Origin of the sequence: Bradyrhizobium sp. SZCCHNS30572, from assembly GCF_032484415.1 — a bacterium.
Classification (GTDB): domain Bacteria; phylum Pseudomonadota; class Alphaproteobacteria; order Rhizobiales; family Xanthobacteraceae; genus Bradyrhizobium.
Genome location: NZ_JAUESY010000007.1, coordinates 362,501 through 386,964, shown reverse-complemented (window position 1 = coordinate 386,964; position 24,464 = coordinate 362,501). Strand labels below are relative to the sequence as shown.

Below are 24,464 nucleotides of genomic sequence, written 5' to 3'. Positions count from 1 at the left end.
GGCAATCCTCACTCGACGCCTCGCGGCTTGCCGTCCTTGTCTTCCGGCGTGACGTCGACCGCTGTCGCGCGTCCGGTGATCTTGACCGGCGCGATGCAGTTCTTCATGCAAGGATCCTTCTGCCAGAACGCCTTCTCGCTCGTGCTCCGGTCATCCATGATGAACCCGCCCTCGTTCGGCATCTTGATCGTGGCGAGATTGCTGTTGCTCAGCTCGAAGTTCTGATCGGTGATCACGTCGTTCAGATACAGCACATAGGCGACCAGCGCGTAGTACTCGTCGACCTTCAGCGACTGCGGGCTGCCGAACGGCATCGCGTGGCGGACGTAGTCGAACAGCGTCGAGGCGTAGGGCCAGTAGGAACCGACCGTCTTGACCGGATTGTCTGATGTCAGCGATCCCTTGCCGCCGGCGAGCACCGGCCAGCGGCCGGCACCCTCGCCGAATTCGCCATGGCAACTGGCGCAATTGTCCATGAACAGCTTCTCGCCCTGGGCGACGGTGCCCTTGCCGACTGGCAGCCCCTGCCCGTCCGGACGCACGTCGATGTCCCAGCCGCGGATCTCCTCCGCGCTCGGCGCGCGGCCGATGTTGAAGCGCTGCGGCGCCTTGGCATCGGACTTGGCCTCGGTCTTCTCGCTCGGACCGCCGGCGAACGCCACCGAGCCCGCAAGCGCTGCCAGCGCTGCGGCGGCAATGATGAGCTTAGGCGACCTCGACATTCTCGACCTCACCGTTTGCCTGCACATGCCAGGTCTGGATGCCATTGTTGTGATAGATGGAGTTGTAGCCGCGGACCTTGCGCAGCTCGGCCTTGGACGGCTGGACGTAGCCGGTCTCGTCCTGGACGCGCGACTGCAGCAGCAGCGGCTCGCCGTTCCAGTCGAACTCGTAGTAGAAACGGGTCAGCGCCTTGTCGAGCACCGGGCCGTCGATCCGCGCCGGCCACCAGTTGCGGCCGCCATCGAGCGACACGTCGACGCGCTTGACCTTGCCGTTGCCCGACCACGCCAGTCCCGAGACGATCGTGAAGCCCTTGCCATGCTTGATCGGAGCCTGCGGGCTCGGGCTCGTGATCACCGACTTGGCATCCATCGCCCAGGTGAAGCGCCGCGCCTTTCCGTTCGGCAAGAGATCGGTGTATTTCGAGGTTTCCTCGCGGGTGTGCCAGGGCTGGTCGCCGACCTTGATACGGCGCAGCCACTTGACCCAGAGATTGCCCTGCCAGCCCGGCACGACCAGGCGCATCGGATAGCCCTGCTCGGGATACAGCGCCTCGCCGTTCATCTTGTAGGCGATGATGCAGTCGTCGAGCGCCTTCTCGATCGGCAGGCTGCGATCCATCGACGCGGAGTCGGCGCCCTCGACCAGCAGCCATTTGCCGTTGGTCTTGACGCCGGCCTCTTCGAGCAGGGTGCGCAGCGAGACGCCGGTATATTGCACGCAGTGGATCATGCCATGCGTGAACTGGCAGCCGTTGAGCTGGGCGCCGCGCCACTCCATGCCGGAGTTGGCCGCGCATTCCATGAAGTGGATGCGGTTGACGCGCGGGTAGCGCTTGAGCTCGTCGAGCGTCAGCAGCAGCGGCCGCTCGACCAGGCCATGGATCATCAGCCGGTGATCGGCCGGATCGACGTCGGCCACGCCGCCGTGATGGCGCTCGAAGCACAGCCCGTTCGGCGTGATGATGCCTTCGAGCTCATGCAGCGGCGTGAAGCTGACCGAGGATTCGCGCGAAGCCGTCAGCCATTCGACGTCGCGGCGGACAACGTCCTTCTCGAACTTCGACGGCTTGCCGTAGGGGCGCACAGCGACGCCCTCGCCAAGGGTCCGCGTCCATTCCGGCACGTTCGGCGGCTGGTTGGCGGGATTGCCGACGCCGGCACGCGCCTGCGAGGCCAGCGCCGTGGCGGCAAGACCTCCGGCTGCAGTCAGGAAACCACGGCGCGACGCGCGTGGGGCTGAGGGAAGTAGTTTGTCCTTGGACATCGTCGTCACACTCCGGAGACTTTGACGGCCCGGTTGGGCTCGAGACGAACGGTTTTCTGGCGCTGCAGATAGCTCGATACGACCTCCCAGATCGGCGGTCCCTGCGTGCCTTCGTTGACGCTGGCCCAGCCCGCGACCTGATACTCGCGCGTCGGATCGATCGCGGCCCCGGTCTTGATCAGGCGCATGTCGGAGATGCGCTGCCCCTGCGGCTTGTTGACGTCGATGGCGTAGGACATGCCGCCGATGCGGACCATGTCGCCGCCCTGCTGGTAGTAGGGATCGACGTTGAACAGGTTGTCGGCGACGTCCTCGATGATCTCCTTCAGCCGCGTTCCGGTCATGCCCATGCGATAGACGGCCGGATAGGTGATCGCGGTGGCGTTGGTGACGTCCTCGAAGGTGATATCCTGGCCCGGCATCACGCTGGTGCCCCAGCGGAAGCCCGGCGACAGCGCGATCTCCGCATCGCGCTCCTGCAGCAGCGCCTGGCAGATGAGGTCATCGAACGTGCCGTTGAAATTGCCGCGGCGATACAGCAGCGTCTCGGTCCGTCCCAGCGGGCGGGCGAGATCGGCGGCAAACGGCTTGCGCACCTCGGCGATCTTGGCCGCCATCGCCGGATCCGGCGTGATCACGTCGGAGAACAGCGGAATCAGCTTGTAACGATAGCCCTTCACCTCGCCGTCCTTGACGTCGAGATCGAGCCGCGAGACGAACTTGCCGGAGGAGCCCGACGCGATCAGCAGCGTCTTGCCGACCTTGACCGCTTCAGGCAATGCATCATGGGTATGACCCGTGAGAATGACGTCGAGACCCTTGATGCGGCTGGCCAGCTTGCGGTCGACGTCGAAGCCATTGTGTGACAGCAGCACCACGAGGCCGGCGCCGTCCTTGCGTGCCTTGTCGACCTGGGTCTGAACATCCTCCTCGCGCACGCCGAACGACCAGTTCGGAATCATCCAGCGGGGATTGGCGACCGGCGTGTACGGGAAGGCCTGGCCGAGCACCGCGATCTTGACGCCGCCGCGCTCGATCATCGTCGAGGCTTCGAACGCCGGCTCGTTCCATTCGGTGTCGCGGATGTTGAGGCCGAGGAAGGGGAAGCCCAGACCATCGACCGCCTGCTTGACGCGCTCGGTGCCGTAGGTGAACTCCCAATGCCCCGTCATCGCATCCGGCTTCAGCAGCGCCATGCAGTCGATCATGTCCTGGCCGCGGGTCTTCAGCGACGACCATGAGCCCTGCCAGGTGTCACCGCCATCGAGCAGCACGACCTTGTCGCCGCGCTCGGCGCGGATGGCCTTGATGACGGTGGCGGCGCGGTCGAGCCCGCCGATCCGCCCGTAGGTCTTGGCGAGCGCCTCGAAATCCTCCGAGGTCAGCGCATAGGCCGACGACGAGCCCGGCGCGATGCCGAAGCGGGTGAGGAAATCCTTGCCGGTGACATGCGGCGGCTGGCCCTTGGCGTCACCGACGCCGAGATTGGTCGACGGCTCGCGGAAATACAGCGGCATTAGCTGGCCGTGGATGTCGGTGACATGCACCAAGGTGACGTTGCCGACCGGATCGAACGCCAGCAGCTCCTTCTCGGTCAGCTTCTGCTGAGCAAAGGCGCGGGTCGCACCCGCAAGACCGGAGCCACCCGCCAGGGCAGCCGCCGCCAATGCGACCTGAACGAATTCGCGACGCGATATCATGATGTATCTTCCTTGTGTCCGCGGCTAGTTGCGGACCGACGGTGTCTCGACGGGCAGCCCGATGCCGCGCCAGGCGACGTAGACTTCGAGCGCGAGGAACTCGTCCGACAGCGGCTTGTAGGGCACGCCGCGAACGTCGAACATGCAGCCCTCGAACCGTTCGTGCAGCGGGATCAGGCGCTGATCGCGCAGCCGGTAGGTCGGAAAGCCGTTGGTCTGGCCTTGGCTCAGAAAATCGGCGCGCATGAACTTGCCGTTGTTCTTCTCGTGGCAGGACGCGCAGGCGAGATCGAGCTGCCCGACCCGCGTATAGTAGATCTCCTTGCCCTTCTCGAACCATGGCGACATCGGACCGTCGGTCTTCACCGCCACCGGCATGCCGCGCGACTGGTAGCGGACGAACGCCGTCATGTCCGTCAGTTCCTTCGACTTGAAGGCCCAGGGCTGCGCCTTCATGTGCTCGGTGCGACAGATGTTGATCTGCTGCTCGAGATTGACCGGCTTGTTGAGCTTATCGCTCCATTTGGGCATGGCGGCGCCGACGCCCTTCATGGTCTTTTCCGCCTCGCCGTGGCAGCTCATGCACGACTTGCCTTCGCTGCCGTCGACCGTCTTCCAGACGTCGGCGGCCCGCTCCACCGCGAGGAAGCCGGGATTCTCCAGGTCGTCATCCTGGAGCGCGCGCGTTTCCTTGGTGCGGAACTGATAGCCCGAGATGATGGTCTTGAAGACGTGACCGGGAGGCGCCGGAATGCCCTTCCGTTCGGCCTCCTGGCCGAACGTCGCGACTGCGGACAGGGCCAGCGCGGCCGAAGCCAGGACGGCGAGAGAACCGTAGCGAATGGACATCCGTCACTCCTCCTAGCGATCACACGCTGCCGATCAGGCCTTCAACGCGATCTTCTCTTCGGCCGTCACCACGGAGCCATCATCATCCGTCCATGCGAACTTGAACGTACCTTCCTCGTCGATCCTTGCGTCGAACTGGATGTACGGGTTGGCGGAGATCGCCGGCTCCAGCGCGCAGGAGAACACCGGCTTGCCGTTGAACTCGCAGGTGAACTTGTTGATGATCTTGCGTGGGATCGGCTTGCCCTGCGCATCCTTGCGCTGACCCGATTCCATCAGATGCGAGACCAGCGTCTTGATCTGGATGATCTCGCCCTTCTTGGCTTCCTTCGGAAGCTTGATCCGCGGCTTGTCTGCCATGTTCGTCTCTCCCCTGTCTCAGCCGCCGCAGCCGCCGATGGTGACCTTGACGGTCTTGCGCTCAGTGAAGAGCGAGCCGTCACTCATCTTCGCGACCGCGATCACGTTCTGGGTCTGCGCCAGACGGATGCGGATCGATGCCTCGGCCTTGCCGGACATCGGCGTGAACATCAGCGTGGCGACGCCGGCATTCGGATTGCCGTCGGCCACGAACAGCACTTCCTTGACGTAGTTCTCGGCGGTCATCGGGCTTTCGACCGAGAGCGCGAGCGGCACGGTGTTGCCGTTCTCGGCGATCTCAGGCAGATCGAGCGTGATCTTGCCCTTGGCCGCTTCCTTGCCGCCGGTGAACTTCTTGATCATCTCGGCCGCGTCGTTGCTCGGCTCGGCGTTGGCGGCCATCGGCAGCACCGTCAGGGCGACGAAACCGCCGCCGAGAAGGAACGCCTGTCGTCTGTTGATTGCGCCCATGCATCATCCTCCAGAGGCGGTTACTTCAATGTTTCGAGAAAGGCGACGACGTCCTCGACCTGCGCGGCGGTGAGGACGGGTTTGCCGACGAACTCCGACCTGACGCGATTGAGTCCGTCGTTCTTGTAGAAGGCGGGCATCACCGTATCGGTGAAGATGCGCTTGGGATCGGCGACGATCAGGCGCAATTGCGCCATGTTGTAGCGGGTCGCGACGCCGTCGAGCGACGGACCGAACTCGCCGTGAAACTCTTCCGACTTCAGCGACGACACCTGATGGCAGGCGAGGCAATTGCCCAGCGTCCGCGTCAAGAACACCTTCTTGCCGGCATCGGCATTGCCGGGCGCGCCCGTCAGCGATTTCGGAATGGCATAGTCGACGACATCGAGCCTGATCGGCTCGTCACCCCGCGCGGCTGCCGACAGCAACACGCAGAGCAAGGCGGCCGGAATCAAACGGCGCATGTTTCCACCCTTACCGGCGAGGCGTCCCCTCGCCTTACGATGACACGACGGACTTACGATCCATCATATTCAAGAATTATGATTTGATAATGTGATTGGTGTCAAGCGCATTTCGATGCCGCACTGCACTCAACCCCTGGTCGAAGCGAGATAGTCGCGGAATGTGCCGCGCTCATAGGCCCTCTCGCGCACGAAGCGGAACATTGCGAGGAAATGCGGCGGCTTGAGATAGCCCGGCGCGCGCGCCACCTCGCGCGCGAGCGGCTCCTTCGCAGAGACCCCCTCGGCCGATGGCGGAAAGAACTGGAACGTCGGCGTGAAGCGGATCGCGTAGCGCTCGGCGAGCTCCTTCTCGGCAAGCTCCTTGCCATCGAAGTCGATCACCTTGCGCGCGCCGAGCAGGTTGAGCTGCAGCACTTCGAAATTGGCACGGATGTAGTCCGTGATCTCTTGATCGGCAAAGTTCACCAGATGCGTCTCGCGGCAAAACGGGCAGCCGCGCAGCTCCCACATGATCGCAAGCCGCTTGCCTTCCGACGCCGCGCTTTCGAGATCCTCGCGCAGGTCCAGGAAGCTGTTGAGAAACCAGGACTGGTGATAGAGCCCGTCGTCGCCGAGCGCCGCGTCGGCCTGCGCCGGCGCCGACGCCGGGCCGACGGCCGCAGCAGCAGCAGAGAGCAGCGCAACCAGATCGCGCCGCGTCATCGTCCGGTTCGTCGTCATCAGCCTGCTCGCGCGCTTTGCCAAGTCCACTTTGCCAAGTCCACGGAATTTCGATACATGATATTCGAATAACAGAATGTGAAAAGGACATTCGATGCTGCGCCGCGTCATCATGCTGTCGCTCGTGCTGTCATGCCTCACGCACGGCGTCCGTGGGCGCGCCGAAGAGAACACGGACGTCGCTGCCTTCATGCGCTCGGCGATGGCCAGCCTGCGCACCGCCGCGAGCTATGGCCGCACCGGCAATGTGGGCCTGGCGCAGATCGAGCTCGACGACGCCCGGATCGCCTGGGGCAGGCTCAGCCGGCTCGCCGAGCGCTCCAATGCGCCCTATTCGGTCAAATCCTTTGCAGAGCTGATCGCCACCGGAAACGATCGCCTGAAGCAGGCGGACGAAGCGCTGACCGCAGGTGACGGGGCACGCGCTGCGGCGGCCATTGCCGCGTTGCGCCGGTCGCTTCACGCCCTGAGGCAGGACGCCGGCGTGGTCGAACTCAGCGATTGCGTGTTCGACCTGTCACCCGTCATGGACGCGTTGCGCAACGCAGCTGCGCGGTTCGCTGCGGGCAAGGCCGAGCCTGGCGAGGTCGTCCAGGCCGGCACAGCGCTGCGCGACCGGCTGCAACGCTGCAACGGCCTCGCCGCGCCCGACGTGGCGAGCCAGGCCGAGTTCCGCCGCCCGATCGACGGCGCCACGACGAGTGCCGGCGAGATCGGCCGCGCGGCGCGCGAGAGCGACGCCGGCCTGGTGCATCGCTATGAGATCGAACTGCAGTCCTTCGTCAATCTATTGGACTTCCGCTTCGGCTGATCAGCCGATGGTGGCGAGCGACGGAAAGCGCTCGAAGATCCATTCCGACATCCGCGGGATCACGCCGGCGAGAAAGGCCGCGCCGGTCAGGACGAGAAAGCCGCCCATCGTCTTCTCGACCAGGGGGAGATGCGGCTTGATGCCCTTGAGCATGGTCATGAACTGTCCCGTGAAGGCAGCGGCGATCAGGAACGGGATGCCGGTCCCGACCGAATAGGCGGCGAGCAGCAGCGCGCCCTTCCCCACCGTCGCCTCCGCGCCGGCCATCATCAGGACGGCGGCAAGGACCGGCCCCGCACACGGCGTCCAGCCGAAGGCGAAGGCAAGTCCCATCACGAACGCACCGAGCAGGCCGGCCGGCTTGCTTCCGACGTCGATCGTGGCGCTCCGGTACAGCAGCGGAATCCGGAGCACCCCGAGGAAATGCAGCCCCATCGTGATGATGACGAGGCCAGCGAGGATGCCGAGCTGGCTGAGATGGCCGGCAATGAACCTTCCGAACACCGAGGCGGTGGCGCCGAGACCGACGAACACCAGCGAAAAACCGCCGACGAAGCACAGCGCCGTCAGCACCGTCCGCCGCCGCTGGGCCATGCTGGTTTCGCCGATCGCGTCGGCCGCCGAGACGCCGGCCATGTAGCACAGGAACGGCGGGACCAGCGGCAGAATGCACGGTGACAGAAACGACAACAGACCCGCGGCCAGCGCGGCGCCCAGCGTGACGTCGAGATCCATCTTTCCCCCCGGTCGGCCAGCGCTACGTGCCCGGCCTGCCGGGCAGGATTCGGAAATCGCGCACTAGTACATATTCGAATTTAATGATAGATTGGCCACCAAGTCCAGAGAGGATCTCGGCATGACCAGCAGACGTGCATCGCGCGGATTCGCAACGCTCGCAGGAGCCGTAGTGACCGGCATTTGCCTCTCGTCCCCGGCGTTCGCCTCCGAGCTCGTGATGTTCGAACGTCCGGGCTGCGGCTGGTGCGCCCGCTTCAACGCGGAAATCGGTCCGATCTATGACAAGACCGACGAGGGGCGCGCGCTGCCGCTGCGACGGGTCGACCTTGCCAAGCCGCTGCCGACGGACCTTTCCGGTATCGATCCGGGAGCGTTCACCCCGACCTTCGTGGTGGTCGATCAGGGCCGCGAGATCGGACGCATCCGCGGTTATCCCGGCGATGCGTTCTTCTTTGGGCTGCTCGGCCGCATAATGAATGCTACAAGCGGGGCTCCGGCCCGCTCCTGACGCCAACCGAGGGATTCAGAATTCATGCCGCTGCCGAAGTTGAAGGACATCGAAACCTCTGCCGAGCTCGAGCAGATGATCGAGAAGGCGCGGGAAGCCAGCGAGATGCTGAAGGCACTGTCCCACGAGTCCCGGCTTTTGCTGCTCTGCATCCTTGCCGAAGGCGAAAAATCCGTCACCGAGCTCGAGCAGTTCCTGGGCGAGCGGCAGTCGACCGTCTCGCAGCAGCTCGCCCGTCTCAGGCTCGACCGGCTGGTCACGACGCGGCGCGAGGGCAAGACGATCTACTACAGCCTTGCGAGCGAAGATGTCCGCAAGATCCTGACGGCGATCTACGACGTCTATTGCGAGCCGGTCCGCAAGCGCCGCCGCTGACCGGTTGGCCCTCGCGGTCTCGGGCTTCGCATCGGCGCGCCCCGTAGCGGCGCAAGAGGTCTGGCGTCCCCGCCGCTCCTGGCGCACAATGCCAGGAAACCAACGAGGATGTCGGAGAGGAATGCTCAGCCCATCAGCACTGACGTTCATGTGTGGGCTCCTCGCGGGCGCCGTTCTCGGCGTCGCCGGTCGCGCCGGCCGCTTCTGTACGCTCGCGATGCTGGAGGACGCGTTCTTCGGCGCCGATACCCGGCGACTCAAATCCTTCGCTCTGGCGGCCGCGGTCGCGCTGGTCGCAACCCAGCTGCTCGCCAGCTTCGGCCTGATCGACCTGTCGCGCTCGATCTACTTGACGTCGTCCATTCCGCTCGGCGGCGCCATCCTCGGCGGCTTGTCGTTCGGAATCGGGATGGCCCTGGTCGGCACCTGCGGCTTCGGGACACTGGTCCGTATCGGCGGCGGTGATCTGCGCGCCATCGTCGTGTTTCTGGTGCTGGGCGTGTCAGCCCTGGCCGCGATGCGCGGGCTCACGGGATTCCTGCGCATCTCGCTGATCGAGCCGCTCTCCATACGCCTGCCCGAAACGATGACCCAGGGCATGGATATGCTGCTGTCGCCCGCACTTGGCTCATATGCGCGGCCGGCAACCGTTTCCGTCGCAGCGGTCGCGCTCGCGGCCTGGGCATTGGCCGACGGGCGCCTCGTGAGATCGCCGCGCCTGCTGCTCTCCGGCCTCGCCGTAGGCTGCGCGGTGGCGTTCGGCTGGTTCGCCACCAGCTGGCTCGGCAATGACGATTTCGATCCGGCGCGCGTGGCATCCCTGACCTTCGTTGCCCCGCTCGGCAATACCGTGCTCTACATCGCCACGCTTTCGGGCAGCCGGGCCGACTTTGCGATCGGCTCCGTCGCCGGCGTGATCCTGGGCTCGTTCGTCGCGGCAATGTTTTCGCGCGTCTTCCGCTGGGAAGCCTGCGATGACGCGCGTGAGTTGAAGCGTCACATGACCGGCGCGCTGCTGATGGGCACCGGCGGCATCATGTCGATGGGCTGCACGATCGGACAGGGCCTGTCGGCATTCTCGACGCTGGCGATCTCGGCGCCGCTGACGATGCTGGCGATCACCTGCGGCGCACGTCTCGGCCTCGAATACACCATGACCGGCGAATGGCGCCCTGCCGTGCGCAACCTGCTGCGTCTGACATCGTGACGGCGGCTGCGCTCGCGCAATGTGCAAGCTCGCTCCCACACCAGGGCAATGGGGTTGTACCGCAGGCAGACGGATTGTGGATTTCGCCGTTGCCTCAATACTTCAGTTCACGCGCTTCGCAGATTGTCTGCCGGCTCGCATGGTCGCCTGAGCGCCGTCCTGGTGATAATTCCCGGATCTTCCGATGCCACGCTTCAGGGGGAGACGGCACTGTCCTCAGCTGCACAGCAGCTCACAAACCAAAACTCCCGCAGCCTCGTCGGCTACGGGAGTGTCGGTCTCAATGGTTGCGGGGATAGGATTTGAACCTATGACCTTCAGGTTATGAGCCTGACGAGCTACCGGGCTGCTCCACCCCGCGTTAACTTGTGCGTCACCTTCAGAGAAGCGCCGGGCGGTCCTGGCAGACACCGAGGCGCTGCCGATCCATCCCAAAGGCTTCCTGAGAAGGCTTGAGCCCGTTGGCCTAGCCGGCCGTCGGGTGCGGGCGGTATGTACCAATGCGAGGCCGGTTTGGAAAGGCCTTTCGGGAAGTTTTTTTGCCGGATTGTGACACCGCCTCTCTCACGACTCACATCAGAAATTACCTCAACATTACAAATACATATGAGAGCGACCTATTTGCCGGCCGGGACCACGGCACGGCCCGGGCTGGGGACAAGGACAAGTTCTTCGGGGGGCGGCGGCAGGGACCGACGACACACACCCCAAATGGATTGGCTCCACGCTCGCGCCCAGCCGGCACAAAACCGACGCCGTGCTTGCCAAGGGTCCCGCAACGCGGCAGCTTTAAGCCAACCAGAATGACGGCCCTGCACGCGGCCGCGGTACACGCGAGGAGACGTCCATGGACCAGTCCCTGAAGAGCCCAGCCCTCTCGGCGCTCGACGACGCGTTCCACGCCCAGGTCGAGGCCTCCCGCAATGCGCCCCCGCCCGCTCTCGCGGCACGGCTGGACGGCCTGAAGCGGCTGCGAGCGATGCTGTCGGACAACGAGAAGCGCCTGGAGCAGGCGATCTCGGCCGATTTCGGCCACCGCTGCGCCGTCGAGACGACGATTGCCGAAACGCTGTTCCTGCAGGCCGAGATCAGGCACACGCTCAAGGTGCTGCCGCGCTGGATGGCGCCGCGGCGCATCGCCACCGCGCTGCAGTTCTGGCCGGCGCGCAACCGCCTGATCCCGCAGCCGCTCGGCGTGGTCGGCATCATCGCGCCGTGGAATTACCCGTTGCAGCTGACGCTGGCGCCAGCAATCGGCGCGCTCGCCGCCGGCAACCGGGTCATGATCAAGCCGAGCGAGCTGACGCCGCACTTCTCCGCGCTGCTCAAGGAGCTCATCGCGGCGAATTTCGACCCGACTGAGCTCATCGTCACCGGCATCGAGGACGGCGTCGCGGAGACCTTTGCCGCGCTGCCGTTCGATCATCTGGTCTTCACCGGCTCGACCCGCGTCGGCCGCATCGTCGCTGAGGCCGCCGGGCGCAACCTGACCCCGGTGACGCTCGAGCTCGGCGGCAAGTCACCGACCATCGTCGACGTCTCCGCCGACATCGACGAAGCCGCGGAGCGCATCGCCTATGCCAAGCTGCTCAACGCCGGCCAGACCTGCATCGCGCCGGACTACGTGTTCGTGCCCGAACAGCACGCGGACGCATTCGCGAGCAAGCTGCACCGGCACATGCTGCAGATGTTCGGCACCAACCCGGCCAATGGCGACTACACGTCGATCATCTCCGAGCGGCACTATGCTAGGCTGGAAGGATTGCTGCGCGATGCGATCGCGCGCGGCGCCAGGACGCTGAGCACGACCAGCCCGGAAGATCCGGCCTGGAAGAAGCTGCGGAAATTTCCACCGACGATCGTGGTCGGCGCGAGCGCGGACATGGCGGTCATGCAGGAGGAGATCTTCGGTCCGCTGCTGCCGATCATGACCTATCGGCAATCCGACGACGTCATCCGCCACATCAACGCCCACGACCGGCCGCTCGCGCTGTACTGGTTCGGCACTGACGCTGCGGCCCGTGACACGGTGCTGGCGCGCACCGTCTCCGGCGGCGTCACCATCAACGACTGCCTTCTGCATTTTGCGCAGATGAACCAGCCGATGGGCGGCGTCGGCGCCTCCGGCATCGGCCATTATCACGGCGAATGGGGCTTCAACAGCTTCAGCAAGTTGAAGCCGGTGTTCTACCGCTCTCCCTTCAACCGCATGAAGGATCTCTATCCACCCTACGGCGCCAGCATCGCGCGGATCGAAAAGCTTCTGCGATTCCTGTCCTAGCCAATCGTCGTTCCCGGGGCGCAGAGCGCGCCCCCAGGAATCCCGAGACGATCGGGTGCAGATCAAACTCTCGATTCCGAGTTCGACGCTCAGCGCAAATGACTTCGCCACCTGCCGCGCGCCGCCGGAACGACATTCGAACAACAAGCAAAACAAACATCAGGGAGAGATGCGTGACGGACGAGGTCGATTTCATCGTCGTGGGCGGCGGCAGCGGCGGCGCAACGGTTGCCGGCCGCCTGTCGGAAGATCCGGCGACATCCGTCGCGCTGCTCGACGCCGGGGGACGCAACGACAACTGGATCGTGACCACGCCCTACATGCTGTTCCTGATGGTCGCGGGGCCCGTCAACAACTGGTCCTTCACCACCGTGCCGCAAAAGGTCCTGGACGGGCGCAGCGGCTATCAGCCGCGCGGCCGCGGGCTCGGCGGCTCCTCCGCGATCAACGCCATGGTCTACATCCGCGGCCACCGCGCCGACTACGATCATTGGGCTTCCCTCGGCAACACCGGATGGTCGTATGACGACGTGCTGCCCTACTTCAAGCGCGCCGAGAACAACGCCGAGTTCAACGGCGCGTATCACGGCCAATCGGGACCACTGCCGGTCAGCCGGCTGCGGACCGACAATCCCGTGCACGACATCTTTCTCCAGGCGGCGCGCGAAGCGCAGTTTCCGGTCCGCGACGATTTCAATGCCGACACGCAGGAAGGGCTCGGGCTCTATCAGGTCACGCAGAAGAATGGCGAGCGTTGGAGCGCGGCACGGGCCTACATCCAGCCGCATCGCGGCAGCCGCAGCAACCTGCGGGTCGAGACCTCGGCGCATGCGTCGATGATCCTGTTCGAGGGCAAGCGCGCGGTCGGCGTCAAGTATCGCCAGGGCAAGGAGGTCAAGGAGATCCGCTGCCGGCGCGAAGTGATCCTCGCCTCCGGCGCGTTCCAGACCCCGCAATTGCTGATGCTGTCGGGCATCGGCGACGCGAGCGCCCTGGCGCGGCTCGGCATCGCCGGCGTCCACCATTTGCCGGGTGTCGGACAGAACCTGCAGGACCATCCGGATTTCATCTTCGCCTACACCTCCGACAACCCCAACTTCTCTTCCCTGTCGCCGAAGGGCCTGCGCCGGCTGCTGGCGGGCATCGGCCAATATCGCCGCGAGCGCCGCGGCGTCCTGACCTCGAACTTCGCCGAATGCGGCGGCTTCCTGAAGACGCGGCCTGATCTCGACGTGCCCGACATCCAGTTGCATTTCGGCATGGCCGTCACCGACGATCACGGCCGCAAGCGCCACGGCAATGGCTTCTCCTGCCATTTCTGTCTGCTCCGGCCGAAGAGCCGCGGCATGGTCGGCTTAAAGAATGCCGATCCGCTCGCCGCGCCGCTGATCGATCCCAACTTCCTGGGCGAGGCCGACGATCTCGAAACCATGGTGGCCGGCTACAAGACCACGCTGCGGCTGATGCAGACGCCGGCGATGCGCAGCCTCAGCAAGCGCGACCTGTTCACGTCGGACGTCAGGACCGACGACGACATTCGCGCCATCCTGCGCGCCCGCGTCGATACGGTCTACCATCCTGTCGGCACCTGCAAGATGGGCGTCGACGATCCGCTCGCCGTGGTCGATCCCGAATTGAAGGTGCGCGGAATGTCCGGCCTGCGCGTGGTCGACGCCTCGATCATGCCGACCCTGATCGGCGGCAATACCAATGCGCCGACCATCATGATCGGCGAGAAGGCCGCCGACATGATCAAGCGCGAGCTGAAAGGCTGAGACGGCTCGCCATCGAGGGAAATCAACCTGCCGATCAGCAGGGTCTCACGTTAGCAGGAAGCCGCCGTCCACCGTGACGACGCTGCCGGTCATGTAGCGCGAGGCGTTGGACGCCAGCAGCAGGATCGCGCCGTCGAGGTCGCTCTCGTGGCCGACGCGCCGCTGCGGGATCCGCTTGACCAGCTTCTCGCCCGCCGGCGTCTCCCAGACCTCGTGATTGATGTCGGTGTCGATGTAGCCGGGCGCCAGTGCGTTGACGCGGATGCCGCTCGCCGCGAGCTCCAGCGCCAGCGCCTTGGTCGCCTGCACCACGCCGGCCTTGGAGATCGCATAGGGCGAGATGAACTTGACGACGCTGAAGCCGAGCACCGAGGCAATGTTGATGATGTTGCCGCCGGTCTTGCGCGCGGCCATGCGCCGAGCTGCTTCGGTTGCGGCAAAATAGGCGCCCTTCAGATTGGCGCCGATCACGGCGTCCCAATCCGCCTCGCTCTGCTCGACCGCGAGCTTCTCTACCGCGATGCCAGCATTGTTGATCAGCACCGTCACGGGTCCGAGCGCGGCCTCGGCCGCATCCATGCCCCTGACGATCGATGCCATGCTCGTCACGTCCATCTCGACCGCGGCGGCGCGACCACCCCTTGCCTTGAGCTCCGCCTCCAACGCCTTGAGCTTGCCGGTCTGGCGTGCCGCGAGCGCGACGGCGGCGCCACGTGCCGATAGAACCCGGGCGAACTGCCGGCCGAGCCCCCGGCTCGCGCCGGTGATCAGGATCACCTCGCGGCTGACGTCGAACAGCTCGGACATGGTTCCTCCCACGGTTGCTCATTTGTTGCGGCGCATTGATACAGACGATTTGAAGTAGCGCAAACCGGAATCGTTTACCGGGCCCGGCCTACAACCGCGGCGGAGCAACCATGAACGCTTTCGACCTCGCCGCTTGTGCCGCACTGATGGTTGCCGTCTACAGCGGCTTCTCGACCGGGCTGTTGCGCAGCGCCATCACGATTCTGGCCTACCTGCTCGCGATGCCGCTGGCGATGGGCGCGGTCGCGGCGATGAGCCCGCAACTGCGCGACGTGCACGGCACTCCGCTGGCACAGAACTGGCTGCAGTTCTTCGCCGCCTTCGTCGTCATCGGCATGGCGCTGGGCAAGATCGGCCGCATCCTGCTCGACGAAGCGATCGGTTCCGAGGCCGGTTTTGGCGACCGGCTCGGCGGCGCTCTGCTGGGCGCCGTGCGCACCGGCATGGTCGCGACCACGCTGGTGCTGGTGTTCGACAGGATCGTTCCCCCCGAGCGTCAGCCGCGCTTCCTCGAGGGATCACGCCTGCGGCCGATGCTCTCGCTCGCAGGCGCAAAAGGCTTCCGCTCGCTGCCTCCGGAGCTCGCAAGCCTGATCGACCGGCTGAAGCAGGAACGGCGCATCTGACGGACACGGCGGCGCCGCCTCTCCCGTCATAGCGAGCCATGCAATTCGGCACAGGCCGGCTGCTCTTATCAGCGGCAATTCGGTTGGCTAGAATGCACCCATCTTTCTTCCAGCCTCACTGACATATCGGAGTGATCAATCGTGGATCTCGGGATCAAGGGCCGCCGCGCCATCGTCTGCGCCTCCAGCAAGGGCCTGGGCCGCGCCTGCGCCATCGCGCTGGCCAATGAAGGCGTACATGTCACGATCACGGCGCGCGGCGCCGAAGTGCTGGCGAAGACCGCGGCCGAGATCCGCGCGGCCAATCCTGGCGTCACCGTCACGGAAGTGGCGGGCGACATCACCACGCCCGAGGGCCGCGCCGCCGTGCTGAAGGCCTGCCCGGATCCGGACATCCTGATCAACAACGCCGGCGGCCCGCCGCCCGGCGATTTCCGCAACTGGACCCGCGACGACTGGATCAAGGCGCTCGACGCCAACATGCTGACGCCGATCGAGCTGATCAAGGCGACCGTCGACGGCATGATGGCGCGCAAGTTCGGCCGCATCGTCAACATCACCTCGGCCGCGGTGAAGGCGCCGATCGACATTCTCGGCCTCTCCAACGGCGCCCGCGCCGGCCTCACCGGCTTCGTCGCCGGCCTGTCGCGCAAGACCGTGATCAACAACGTCACGATCAATGCGCTGCTGCCGGGGCCGTTCGAGACCGACCGCCTGCTCTCGACGGCAAAGGGCGAGGCCGAGAAGCGCGGTGTCACGCCGGAGCAGATCCTCGCCGACCGCGCCAAGACGAACCCTGCAGGTCGCTTCGGCGATCCCGAGGAATTTGGACTCGCCTGCGCCTTCCTGTGCGGCGCCAAGGCCGGCTACATCACCGGCCAGAACATCCTGCTCGACGGCGGCGCCTTCCCAGGCACGCTGTAAGACAGACTTCCTTGGGCGGTCTGGCGCGGAAACCTGCTACGCCGATCCCGGGCTTTCACCTCGCCCCGCTTGCGGGGAGAGGTCGGATTGCATCGCGAGATGCAATCGGGGTGAGGGGGGCTCTCCGCGAACGCGGTGTCTGTGGAGAGTCCCTCTCACCCCAACCCTCTCCCCGCAAGCGGGGCGAGGGAGCGCAGCGCCGGCGCAATAGGAATTCGAATCCAACTAATAAAGCTGTGAGTTCTGTTTGCCATCCGCGCTATGAATACAGCGACTCTGCCTTTCCGAACGACCTACCGCTTCGTGGTCTCGTCCTCGTCGCGCTGGCTTGGGCTCGACGAATCCGCCGTGGTGCGGCCTTCGGTCCAATCGATGCCGAACGCATCAAGGCCCTCCGCCAGCAGGTCGCCGAGCATCGGCTCGCCCAGCAGATAACGCGCGGTGTGGCGGTCGCGCTGGCCGGCGGCCTCGCGGCGCAGATCGTCCCACTCGTCGATATCGCCGTCGCCGCGGCCGAGCCGCATCAAGGCGACGAGATCGGTCTGCTCGTCCTCGGTCATCGCGTTGATGAAGCCGGTGATCTCGCGCACCACGGGATCATCGCCGCTATCCTGGAGCACGTCGACCATGTCGTCATCGACGGCATTCGAGCCGGATTCCTCATCGGTCGCCTGCTCCTTGACGTCGAACTCGCGCGCCTTTTCGATCAGGAAGGCGACCTTCTCGGGCGATATCGTCAGCTCTGGCATGGCGTTCTCCTCATGGACGGACTGCAGCAACGCCTGTTCCGGGCAGTTGATCCATTGCGCCGGAACAAGCCGCGCGGCATCGTGACCGGCATCAAGAATAGGACGAGGAAGCGCGCATGTCTTGGACGATCGGCCGGGTCAGGGTCACCAAATTCGTCGAGCTGGAGACCGTCGGCGGCACCCGCTTCATCCTGCCGCAGGCAACACCCGAGACGATCCGCGAGCTGTCCTGGCTCACGCCCGATTTTGCGACCGATGAAGGTCGGCTGAAGATGTCGATCCACACCCTGGTGCTGGAAACACCGACGATGCGGATCGTGGTCGACACCGGGCTCGGCAACGACAAGCAGGGCCGCAGCGTGCCAATGTGGAACAACCGCGCGACACCGTTCCTGGAGACGATGAGCGCTGCCGGCCTCCCGCCCGAAAGCATCGACATGGTGATCTGCACCCACCTCCATGTCGACCATGTCGGCTGGAATACGCGGCTCGTCGACGGCCGCTGGGTCCCGACTTTCTCCAATGCGCGCTACGTTTTCGGCCGCACCGAATATGAGCATTGGCGCGATCACAGCGAGGCCGCCGACGAGACCGCGACCTTCGCCGATTCCGTGCAGCCGATCGTCGCCGCCGGACGCGCGGAGTTCGTCGGAAGCGAAGCGGTGATCACCGACGAGATCAACCTGATCCCGACGCCGGGGCACAGCCCGGGTCATGTCAGCCTGCACATCCGCTCGGATGGCGCGCAGGCCGTGCTCACCGGGGACGTCGCCCACCATCCCTGCCAGATGGCGCGTCTCGATTGGAGCTCGACGGTCGACTCCGATCCGGCGCTGGCGATCGCGACCCGGCGGGCGCTGTTCTCGCGTTTTGCCGACACCGAGACGCTGGTGATCGGCGGCCATTTCCATGCCGGCCATATCCGGCGGGACGGCGCCGCCTTCCGCTTCGAGGCATTACAGGGCAGCGGCGACGCATAGCCCGCAAGGTTGAATTTCCTCCCGCCATGCTCCATGACAGGGCTCTGGAATACCAGGGAATTGAGGGAGAGAAACCAATGAAGCTTGTTCGCTACGGCGAGAAGGGCGCGGAAAAGCCGGGCCTGATCGACGCATCCGGCCAGTTGCGCGACCTGTCGGCGCATGTGAAGGACCTCGATGGCGCGGCCTATGCGCCGGAGTCGCTGAAGAAGCTCGCCGCGCTCGATCCGGCCTCCCTGCCCGCCGTTGCCGGCAAGCCGCGGCTCGGCGCCCCTGTCACCGGCATCTCGAAAATCGTGGCGATCGGCCTCAACTACTCCGACCATGCCAAGGAGACCGGCAACCCGATCCCGGCCGAGCCGATCTTCTTCCTGAAAGCCAACACCGCGCTGTGCGGTCCCTATGATCAGGTCGAGAAGCCGCGCGGCTCGACCAAGCTCGACTGGGAAGTCGAGATCGCCGCCATCATCGGCACCCGCGCCAAATACGTCTCAGAGGCCGAGGCGTTGAACCACATCGCGGGCTACACGATCTGCAACGACGTCTCCGAGCGCAACTTCCAGATCGAGCGCCTGGGCCAGTGGACCAAGGGCAAGTCGCACGACACGTTCGGTCCCGTAGGTCCGTGGCTCGTCACCAAGGACGAGATTCCAGACGTGCAGAACCTGTCGATGTGGCTCGACGTCAACGGCCAGCGCCGCCAGACCGGCACCACCGCGACGATGATCTTCTCGATGGCGAAGTGCATCTCCTACGTCTCGCAGTTCATGACGCTCCTGCCCGGCGACATCGTCACCACCGGCACGCCTCCCGGCGTCGGCATGGGCATGAAGCCGCCGACCTTCCTCAATGTCGGAGACGTCGTCACGCTCGGCATCGAACGCCTCGGCGAGCAGCGCCAGGAGATCATCGAGGCGTAAGGCGCGATATCGACTTGTGAGTCATTCCGGGATGGCGCGTAGCGCCAGACCCGGAATCTCGAGATTCCGGGTTCGATGCTTCGCATCGCCCCGGAATGACCAGCCAGAGGACACTTCCGATGAAACTCACCTTCTCGCCCGCCTCGCCATTCGCCCGCAAGGTGCGCATCGCCGCCATCGAACTCGGGCTGATCGACCGGCTCGAATTCGTGCCTGCAGCCGTGGTGCCGGGCCAGGCCAATGAGGAGTATTCGAAGATCACGCCGCTGAAGAAGCTGCCGGTGCTGATCCTCGACAATGGCGACGTGATCCTGGATTCCTACGTGATCGTCGAATATCTCGACGAGCTCGCCGGCGGCAACAAGCTGATCCCCGCTTCCGGCCCGTCGCGCTGGAAGGTCAAGAGCGAGCATTCCATGCTGCAAGGCATGCTCGATTCCATGCTGCTATGCCGCTACGAGGCGATGGTGCGGCCCGAGGGCCTCCGCTGGCAGGCCTGGTCCGACGATCATTGGAACAGGGCCTGGATGGGCATGGCGCGCTTCAATGCGCAGCCCGACTTGATGACACGCCCGTTCGACATCGTCGCGATCGGACTCGTCTGCGTACTCGGCTATGCCGATTTCCGCTTCGCCGACTGCGGCTGGCGCAAGGCATTTCCGGCACTCGACGCGTTCCACGACAAGATGCTCGAACGCGAATCGGTGAAGATCTCGGTGCCGCCGGCGGCTTGATCCCTGAACAGGAGCTGCCGTGACGCTGACGTTCTCGGTTGCAGACACGACCATTCATCGCATCATCGAGCAGGAAACCACGTTCCTGCCGGCGCGTGAGATGTTTCCCGAGCTGACATCGGAGATGCTGGCGGCAGAGCGCAGCGCGCTGCAGGCGGCCGGTGCCCTCGATGCGCAGGACTCGCTGATCCTGTGCTTTCAGTCCTACGTGGTGAGGACGCCTCACCACACCATCCTGATCGACAGCTGCATCGGCAACGACAAGCCGCGCGCGCGGCCGGTCTGGAACATGAAGACCGACGACAGCTACATGCTTGCGCTTGCGGCCGCGGGCGTATCGGTCGACGACATCGACGTCGTGATGTGCACACATCTGCACACCGATCATGTCGGCTGGAACACGCGGCTCGACGACGGCCGCTGGGTGCCGACCTTCCCGAATGCGCGCTACGTGTTCGCGCAGCGCGAATATGACTACTGGGTGGCGCAGAATGCCAAGGCCGAGGTGCCTCCATTCGCCGACAGCGTGCTGCCGGTGGTCGAGGCCAAGCGCGCCGACATCGTCGGCGACGCATTCGCGATCGGTGATCATGTCCGGCTGCTGCCGACGCCGGGCCACACGCCCGGCCATATCGCAGTCGCCGTCGGCAGGGGCAGAGACGATGCGGTGTTCGCCGGCGACCTGATCCACACGCCGCTGCAGCTCAGCTTTCCCGAGCTGTCACCGAGATTCGACGTCGACCCGGCTCAGGCCGGGGTGACGCGCCGCGCCTTTCTCGAGCGCTATTGCGACACGTCGACGCTGTGCTGCACGGCGCACTTCCCGTCGCCCTCGGTCGGCCGCATTACCCGCAAGGGCAACGGCTTCGCCTGCGAGGCGGTCTGAGACACGGGCGCGGCGCCGGTCACCGCGCCCGTCAATCGAACAGGCTCGGCGTATGGTTCACCGCGGCGCCTTCGATCGCCAGCATCTTCAGCTTGGTCTCGACACCGCCATTGGCGGAGAAGCCGCCGGGCTTGTTGCCCGCCGCCAGCACGCGATGGCAGGGTACCACGATCGGGCACGGGTTGCGCCCGAGCGCCTGGCCGACCTCGCGCGACAACTCGACGCCGCCGAGCTGCTTGGCGATGTCGCCATAGGTCAGGGTCCGGCCCGGCGGGATCCGGCGCGCGATCTCGTAGACGCCGCGCTGGAACGCGCTGACGCCGTCGAGATCGAGGTCGACATCGCTAAGATCATCCGGCTCTCCGGCAAGCAGCGCCGTGATCCGCGTGATGGTGCGCCGCACATGCGGCGGCGGCTCGGCTTCGCCGATGCCTTCGTAACGCTGCTGCATCCGGATGCGGATCTGCGCGACGCCGCCCATCGGCAGTTGCACCGCATTGATGCCGCGCGCTCCCCATGCAATCGCGCAAGCGCCGATCGCAGTCTCGAAAATTGCAAAGCTTTGCTCTGACATGACGGACTCCATCGCCGCTCTGCCCCGTATCATCTGCCAGTCAAATTAGGCTTGGAGAATGTTGCGATCCACCCGGATTCTGCCAATGTCGACAGCGGAAGCACCGTGATGTCCATCGGCAGGCCGAAAGGATGGGAGCACGGCGCAGGGGCAGCCCGGCGCAAAGAGCGGGCGCCTCATCCGAGGAAACCAAGGCGAGGGAGACGGCCATGAAGCTGACGCCGGAGCAGATCGCATTCTTCAACCGCGAGGGCTGGCTGTTCCTGCCCGAGCTGTTCAGCCCCGAGGAGACCGCCTTTCTCGCCCGCGAGGCCGAGGCGATCTATGCGGTTAACCGTCCCGAGGTCTGGCGCGAGAAGAGCGGCGCGCCGCGCACGGCGTTTGCCGCCCACCTCTACAACGACGCCTTCCGCGTGCTCGCGGCGCATCCGCGCATGATCGAACCGATCGAGCAGATCTTCGGCGAGAAGGTCTACATGCATCAGTTCAAGATCAACGCCAAATCGGCCTTCACCGGTGATGTCTGGCAATGGCACCAGGACTACGGCACCTGGAAGCGCGACGACGGCATGCCGGAGCCGCGCGCGATGAACATCGCGATCTTTCTCGACGAGGTGATGCCGATCAACGGCCCCTTGATGCTGGTGCCGCGCAGCCAGCATGCCGGCGACCTCGAGGCGTCGCATGATCTCGCGACAACGTCCTATCCGTTGTGGACCTTGGACGAGGCGACGGTGACGCGGCTGGTCGCGGAAGGCGGCATCGTCGCGCCGACCGGAAAGCCCGGCGGCATGCTGATGTTCCACGGCAATCTTGTGCACGGCTCCGCCGGCAACATCACGCCTTACCCGCGCAAGATCGTGTACCTCACGCTCAACGCCGTCTCGAACCATATCCGCACCCCGACGCGGCCGGAGTACATCGCGCATCGCGACTTCACGCCGATCGCGATGCTTCCGGATGACGCGCTGCTGCAGCTCGCTCGCGCGAAAAATCGCGAGGCGGCGGAGTGAGGCAGACAATCGCGCTACGAAAAGAGGCGTCATGCCCGGGCTTGACGAGTCAGGAAAATCACGCCAGCTCGCGCAAGCATCGACACTGGACTATCCAATGAACCTCCACGCCCTCCTCCAAGCCCGCGCCGCCGCCGGCAAGCCTGTGCGCGTCGCACTGATCGGCGCCGGCAAGTTCGGCTCGATGTTCCTGGCGCAGGTTCCGCACGTCGCGGGCCTCGAGGTCCCCGTCATCATCGACCTCGATCCCGAGCGCGCCCGCGACGCGTGCCGGACGGTCGGCTGGAGCGCCGAGCTGATCGCGCGCACGAATTTCAGCCCCGATGGTTCGAAGGCGACGGGTGACGGCATTGACGTCGTTGTCGAAGCGACCGGCAACCCTGCTGCCGGCATCCGCCACGCGCGCGCCGCGATCAAGGCTGGCAAGCACATCGTGATGGTCAATGTCGAGGCGGACGTGCTGGCCGGGCCGCTTCTCGCGGAAGAGGCGCGCAAGGCGGGCGTTGTCTATTCACTGGCCTATGGCGACCAGCCGGCGCTGACGGCCGAGCTCGTCGACTGGGCGCGCGCGACCGGCTTCCACGTGGTCGCGGCCGGCAAGGGCACGAAATATCTGCCGGCCTATCACGACGTGACGCCCGATGGCGTCTGGCAGCATTACGGGCTGACGGCGGGCGAAGCACAGTCCGCCGGCATGAATCCGCAGATGTTCAATTCCTTCCTCGACGGCACCAAGTCGGCGATCGAGATGGCCGCGATCGCCAACGCGACCGGGCTCGACGTGCCCACGGACGGACTGCTGTTTCCCCCCTGCGGCGTCGATGATCTGCCCCATGTCCTGCGTCCGCGCGACCGCGGCGGCGTGCTGGAACGATCGGGCATGGTCGAGGTGGTGTCATCGCTCGAACGCGACGGACGGCCGGTGTTTCGCGATCTGCGCTGGGGCGTCTATGTCGTGCTGGAGGCGCCGAACGACTACGCCGCGGACTGCTTCCGCCAATATGGCCTGAAGACGGACGCCACTGGCCGCTATGCGGCGATGTACAAGCCCTATCACCTGATCGGGTTGGAGCTGAACGTCTCGGTGCTGTCGGCGGCGCTGCGGCGCGAGCCGACCGGACAGCCGCTCGGTTTCCGCGGCGACGTCGTCGCCGTCGCCAAGAAGGATCTGCGCGCCGGCGAGATGCTCGATGGAGAGGGCGGCTACACGGTCTGGGGCAAGGTGATTCCGGCGCGTAAGAGCCTCCAGCTTGGGGCGCTGCCGATCGGATTGGCGCATCGCGTGAAGCTCACCGACGACGTTGCTCATGGTTCAGTCGTGCGGTGGAGCGACGTCGACGTCGACGACATGGACAAGGATATCGTCGCGACCCGCAAAGAGATGGAAAGGACGTTCGCGCGCTGATTCGCTCCCGCGCATGACCTCTCACGGTCAATAAAAAGCCCCGACCAACAGGCCGGGGCTCTGAGTTCACGTGACGTCCGGGGCTCAGTTGTCGTCGTCGCCGAACGCCGCGGCGAGCTTGTCGTAGTACTTGACGACGAGATCGATGTTGCCCTTGTTCTCGACCTCGGGCGGTTTCGCCTTCAGCGCCGCGTTGAGATCGCTGAGGACTTGCTTCTTGTCGTCGGGCTTCATCTTCGTGTCGGCCTGGACCTGATCGATCTGCTGCTTGATGACGGCTTCGGGACCGATGTACTTTTTCGTCTTCGGATCGATGCCGCCCATCACCAGGCTGATGTTGTCGACGACGATGTTGAAATCGTCATAGCTGGCGAAGCCGTATTTCTTGGCGACGCCATCGAGCTGCGTCACCACCTTCTGGTCCGGCGGCGCGTTTTCGGGAAGCTTGTCGGTGACGGCATCCATGTCCTTTTGCGATGCCAGCACGTTTTCGATCTGCTGGTCGGTCAGCGCGATCTGCTTGAGCTGCGGCGGCTGGCTGACCGTGGGTCCGGGCGGCTGGGCCGGCGAATCCTTGGCAGCCTGCGCAAGTGCC

27 protein-coding genes and 1 tRNA gene (1 of these 28 cut by a window edge) are annotated in these 24,464 nt (G+C 65.2%); 14 read left to right on the top strand and 14 right to left on the bottom strand.

Features of this window, described 5'->3' with window-relative positions; all coding sequences use genetic code 11:
• Nucleotides 1-8: 8 nt before the first annotated feature.
• The 8 genes from QX048_RS21550 to QX048_RS21515 all read right to left on the bottom strand — a co-directional run bounded on the left by QX048_RS21550 (nucleotide 9) and on the right by QX048_RS21515 (nucleotide 6,556).
• Nucleotides 9-767, bottom strand: a complete 759-nt coding sequence (locus QX048_RS21550; protein WP_315826664.1) for a cytochrome c — start codon at nucleotides 765-767, stop codon at nucleotides 9-11.
• Nucleotides 706-1,989, bottom strand: a complete 1,284-nt coding sequence (gene soxC / locus QX048_RS21545; protein ID WP_315826663.1) for a sulfite dehydrogenase — start codon at nucleotides 1,987-1,989, stop codon at nucleotides 706-708. Before soxC ends, QX048_RS21550 begins: the two co-directional genes overlap by 62 nt.
• A 5-nt stretch (nucleotides 1,990-1,994) precedes the next feature.
• Nucleotides 1,995-3,689, bottom strand: coding sequence for a thiosulfohydrolase SoxB (gene soxB / locus QX048_RS21540; RefSeq protein WP_315826662.1), 1,695 nt, complete (start codon nucleotides 3,687-3,689; stop codon nucleotides 1,995-1,997).
• 24 nt (nucleotides 3,690-3,713) lie between these two features.
• On the bottom strand, nucleotides 3,714-4,538 hold the full coding sequence (soxA, locus tag QX048_RS21535; protein ID WP_315772267.1) for a sulfur oxidation c-type cytochrome SoxA: 825 nt from the start codon (nucleotides 4,536-4,538) through the stop codon (nucleotides 3,714-3,716).
• A gap of 33 nt (nucleotides 4,539-4,571) precedes the next feature.
• Nucleotides 4,572-4,898 (bottom strand): thiosulfate oxidation carrier complex protein SoxZ, encoded by a 327-nt coding sequence (soxZ, locus tag QX048_RS21530; protein ID WP_315718309.1) that lies wholly within the window; start codon nucleotides 4,896-4,898, stop codon nucleotides 4,572-4,574.
• 18 nt (nucleotides 4,899-4,916) lie between these two features.
• Nucleotides 4,917-5,369: a thiosulfate oxidation carrier protein SoxY gene (soxY, locus tag QX048_RS21525; protein ID WP_315718310.1), complete on the bottom strand. Its 453-nt coding sequence runs from the start codon at nucleotides 5,367-5,369 to the stop codon at nucleotides 4,917-4,919.
• 20 nt (nucleotides 5,370-5,389) lie between these two features.
• The gene (gene soxX / locus QX048_RS21520) at nucleotides 5,390-5,833 is read right to left on the bottom strand and encodes a sulfur oxidation c-type cytochrome SoxX (RefSeq protein WP_315718311.1); all 444 of its coding nucleotides are present in this window, start codon (nucleotides 5,831-5,833) and stop codon (nucleotides 5,390-5,392) included.
• Nucleotides 5,834-5,962: 129 nt separating this feature from the next.
• Nucleotides 5,963-6,556, bottom strand: coding sequence for a thioredoxin family protein (locus tag QX048_RS21515; RefSeq protein WP_315826661.1), 594 nt, complete (start codon nucleotides 6,554-6,556; stop codon nucleotides 5,963-5,965).
• Nucleotides 6,557-6,650: 94 nt separating this feature from the next.
• Here QX048_RS21515 and QX048_RS21510 point away from each other — a divergent pair, with 94 nt between their 5' ends.
• Nucleotides 6,651-7,367 (top strand): hypothetical protein, encoded by a 717-nt coding sequence (locus QX048_RS21510; protein WP_316200654.1) that lies wholly within the window; start codon nucleotides 6,651-6,653, stop codon nucleotides 7,365-7,367.
• On the opposite strand, the gene QX048_RS21505 is transcribed toward QX048_RS21510, so the two are convergent.
• The gene (locus QX048_RS21505) at nucleotides 7,368-8,102 is read right to left on the bottom strand and encodes a cytochrome c biogenesis CcdA family protein (protein ID WP_315778323.1); all 735 of its coding nucleotides are present in this window, start codon (nucleotides 8,100-8,102) and stop codon (nucleotides 7,368-7,370) included.
• A 121-nt stretch (nucleotides 8,103-8,223) separates the two neighbouring features.
• Here QX048_RS21505 and QX048_RS21500 point away from each other — a divergent pair, with 121 nt between their 5' ends.
• From QX048_RS21500 to QX048_RS21490, 3 genes are all read left to right on the top strand, one after another.
• Complete coding sequence (locus tag QX048_RS21500; RefSeq protein WP_315754880.1) at nucleotides 8,224-8,613, top strand: thioredoxin; 390 nt, start codon at nucleotides 8,224-8,226, stop codon at nucleotides 8,611-8,613.
• A gap of 24 nt (nucleotides 8,614-8,637) precedes the next feature.
• Nucleotides 8,638-8,988, top strand: coding sequence for a metalloregulator ArsR/SmtB family transcription factor (locus tag QX048_RS21495; protein WP_315718315.1), 351 nt, complete (start codon nucleotides 8,638-8,640; stop codon nucleotides 8,986-8,988).
• A gap of 121 nt (nucleotides 8,989-9,109) precedes the next feature.
• Complete coding sequence (locus QX048_RS21490) at nucleotides 9,110-10,195, top strand: YeeE/YedE family protein (RefSeq protein ID WP_315718316.1); 1,086 nt, start codon at nucleotides 9,110-9,112, stop codon at nucleotides 10,193-10,195.
• 284 nt (nucleotides 10,196-10,479) lie between these two features.
• Here QX048_RS21490 and QX048_RS21485 read toward each other — a convergent pair.
• Nucleotides 10,480-10,556 (bottom strand) — tRNA-Met (locus QX048_RS21485).
• 486 nt (nucleotides 10,557-11,042) lie between these two features.
• Between QX048_RS21485 and QX048_RS21480 the strand changes: the two genes are divergently transcribed.
• Nucleotides 11,043-12,476 (top strand): coniferyl aldehyde dehydrogenase, encoded by a 1,434-nt coding sequence (locus QX048_RS21480; protein WP_316171771.1) that lies wholly within the window; start codon nucleotides 11,043-11,045, stop codon nucleotides 12,474-12,476.
• A gap of 173 nt (nucleotides 12,477-12,649) precedes the next feature.
• The gene (locus tag QX048_RS21475) at nucleotides 12,650-14,251 is read left to right on the top strand and encodes a GMC family oxidoreductase (RefSeq protein ID WP_316200653.1); all 1,602 of its coding nucleotides are present in this window, start codon (nucleotides 12,650-12,652) and stop codon (nucleotides 14,249-14,251) included.
• Between the two features lie 45 nt (nucleotides 14,252-14,296).
• On the opposite strand, the gene QX048_RS21470 is transcribed toward QX048_RS21475, so the two are convergent.
• Nucleotides 14,297-15,058, bottom strand: coding sequence for an SDR family oxidoreductase (locus QX048_RS21470; protein ID WP_315826657.1), 762 nt, complete (start codon nucleotides 15,056-15,058; stop codon nucleotides 14,297-14,299).
• 110 nt (nucleotides 15,059-15,168) lie between these two features.
• Between QX048_RS21470 and QX048_RS21465 the strand changes: the two genes are divergently transcribed.
• Nucleotides 15,169-15,684 carry a CvpA family protein gene (locus QX048_RS21465; protein WP_315718075.1) on the top strand — a complete coding sequence of 172 codons (516 nt, stop codon included), beginning with the start codon at nucleotides 15,169-15,171 and terminating at the stop codon, nucleotides 15,682-15,684.
• A 141-nt stretch (nucleotides 15,685-15,825) separates the two neighbouring features.
• Nucleotides 15,826-16,608 carry an SDR family oxidoreductase gene (locus tag QX048_RS21460; RefSeq protein WP_315753786.1) on the top strand — a complete coding sequence of 261 codons (783 nt, stop codon included), beginning with the start codon at nucleotides 15,826-15,828 and terminating at the stop codon, nucleotides 16,606-16,608.
• Nucleotides 16,609-16,901: 293 nt separating this feature from the next.
• Here QX048_RS21460 and QX048_RS21455 read toward each other — a convergent pair whose 3' ends face one another.
• Complete coding sequence (locus QX048_RS21455) at nucleotides 16,902-17,357, bottom strand: DUF3775 domain-containing protein (protein WP_315736261.1); 456 nt, start codon at nucleotides 17,355-17,357, stop codon at nucleotides 16,902-16,904.
• A 116-nt stretch (nucleotides 17,358-17,473) separates the two neighbouring features.
• On the opposite strand from QX048_RS21455, the gene QX048_RS21450 reads away from it, so the two are divergent.
• The 4 genes from QX048_RS21450 to QX048_RS21435 all read left to right on the top strand — a co-directional run bounded on the left by QX048_RS21450 (nucleotide 17,474) and on the right by QX048_RS21435 (nucleotide 20,877).
• On the top strand, nucleotides 17,474-18,337 hold the full coding sequence (locus QX048_RS21450; RefSeq protein WP_315826656.1) for an MBL fold metallo-hydrolase: 864 nt from the start codon (nucleotides 17,474-17,476) through the stop codon (nucleotides 18,335-18,337).
• 77 nt (nucleotides 18,338-18,414) lie between these two features.
• A complete protein-coding gene (locus QX048_RS21445) occupies nucleotides 18,415-19,257 on the top strand; it encodes a fumarylacetoacetate hydrolase family protein (RefSeq protein WP_315826655.1) in 843 nt (280 codons plus the stop codon).
• 119 nt (nucleotides 19,258-19,376) lie between these two features.
• A complete protein-coding gene (locus QX048_RS21440) occupies nucleotides 19,377-19,991 on the top strand; it encodes a glutathione S-transferase family protein (RefSeq protein WP_315718082.1) in 615 nt (204 codons plus the stop codon).
• Nucleotides 19,992-20,010: 19 nt separating this feature from the next.
• On the top strand, nucleotides 20,011-20,877 hold the full coding sequence (locus tag QX048_RS21435; RefSeq protein ID WP_315826654.1) for an MBL fold metallo-hydrolase: 867 nt from the start codon (nucleotides 20,011-20,013) through the stop codon (nucleotides 20,875-20,877).
• A gap of 31 nt (nucleotides 20,878-20,908) precedes the next feature.
• Here QX048_RS21435 and QX048_RS21430 read toward each other — a convergent pair whose 3' ends face one another.
• Entirely contained in the window at nucleotides 20,909-21,451 is a 543-nt protein-coding gene (locus QX048_RS21430) for a methylated-DNA--[protein]-cysteine S-methyltransferase (RefSeq protein ID WP_315718084.1), read from the bottom strand.
• A gap of 209 nt (nucleotides 21,452-21,660) precedes the next feature.
• Here QX048_RS21430 and QX048_RS21425 point away from each other — a divergent pair, with 209 nt between their 5' ends.
• Both QX048_RS21425 and QX048_RS21420 read left to right on the top strand, forming a co-directional pair.
• Nucleotides 21,661-22,464, top strand: a complete 804-nt coding sequence (locus tag QX048_RS21425) for a phytanoyl-CoA dioxygenase family protein (protein ID WP_315826653.1) — start codon at nucleotides 21,661-21,663, stop codon at nucleotides 22,462-22,464.
• A 97-nt stretch (nucleotides 22,465-22,561) separates the two neighbouring features.
• Complete coding sequence (locus QX048_RS21420; RefSeq protein ID WP_315753797.1) at nucleotides 22,562-23,869, top strand: NAD(P)H-dependent oxidoreductase; 1,308 nt, start codon at nucleotides 22,562-22,564, stop codon at nucleotides 23,867-23,869.
• An 84-nt stretch (nucleotides 23,870-23,953) separates the two neighbouring features.
• On the opposite strand, the gene QX048_RS21415 is transcribed toward QX048_RS21420, so the two are convergent.
• Nucleotides 23,954-24,464, bottom strand: the 3' portion of a protein-coding gene (locus QX048_RS21415) for a hypothetical protein (RefSeq protein WP_315753799.1). Its footprint extends 83 nt past the window's final position; 511 of the gene's 594 nt are visible here — the last part of the coding sequence; its start codon lies beyond the right edge, outside the window — the gene reads right to left on this strand; it ends in the stop codon at nucleotides 23,954-23,956.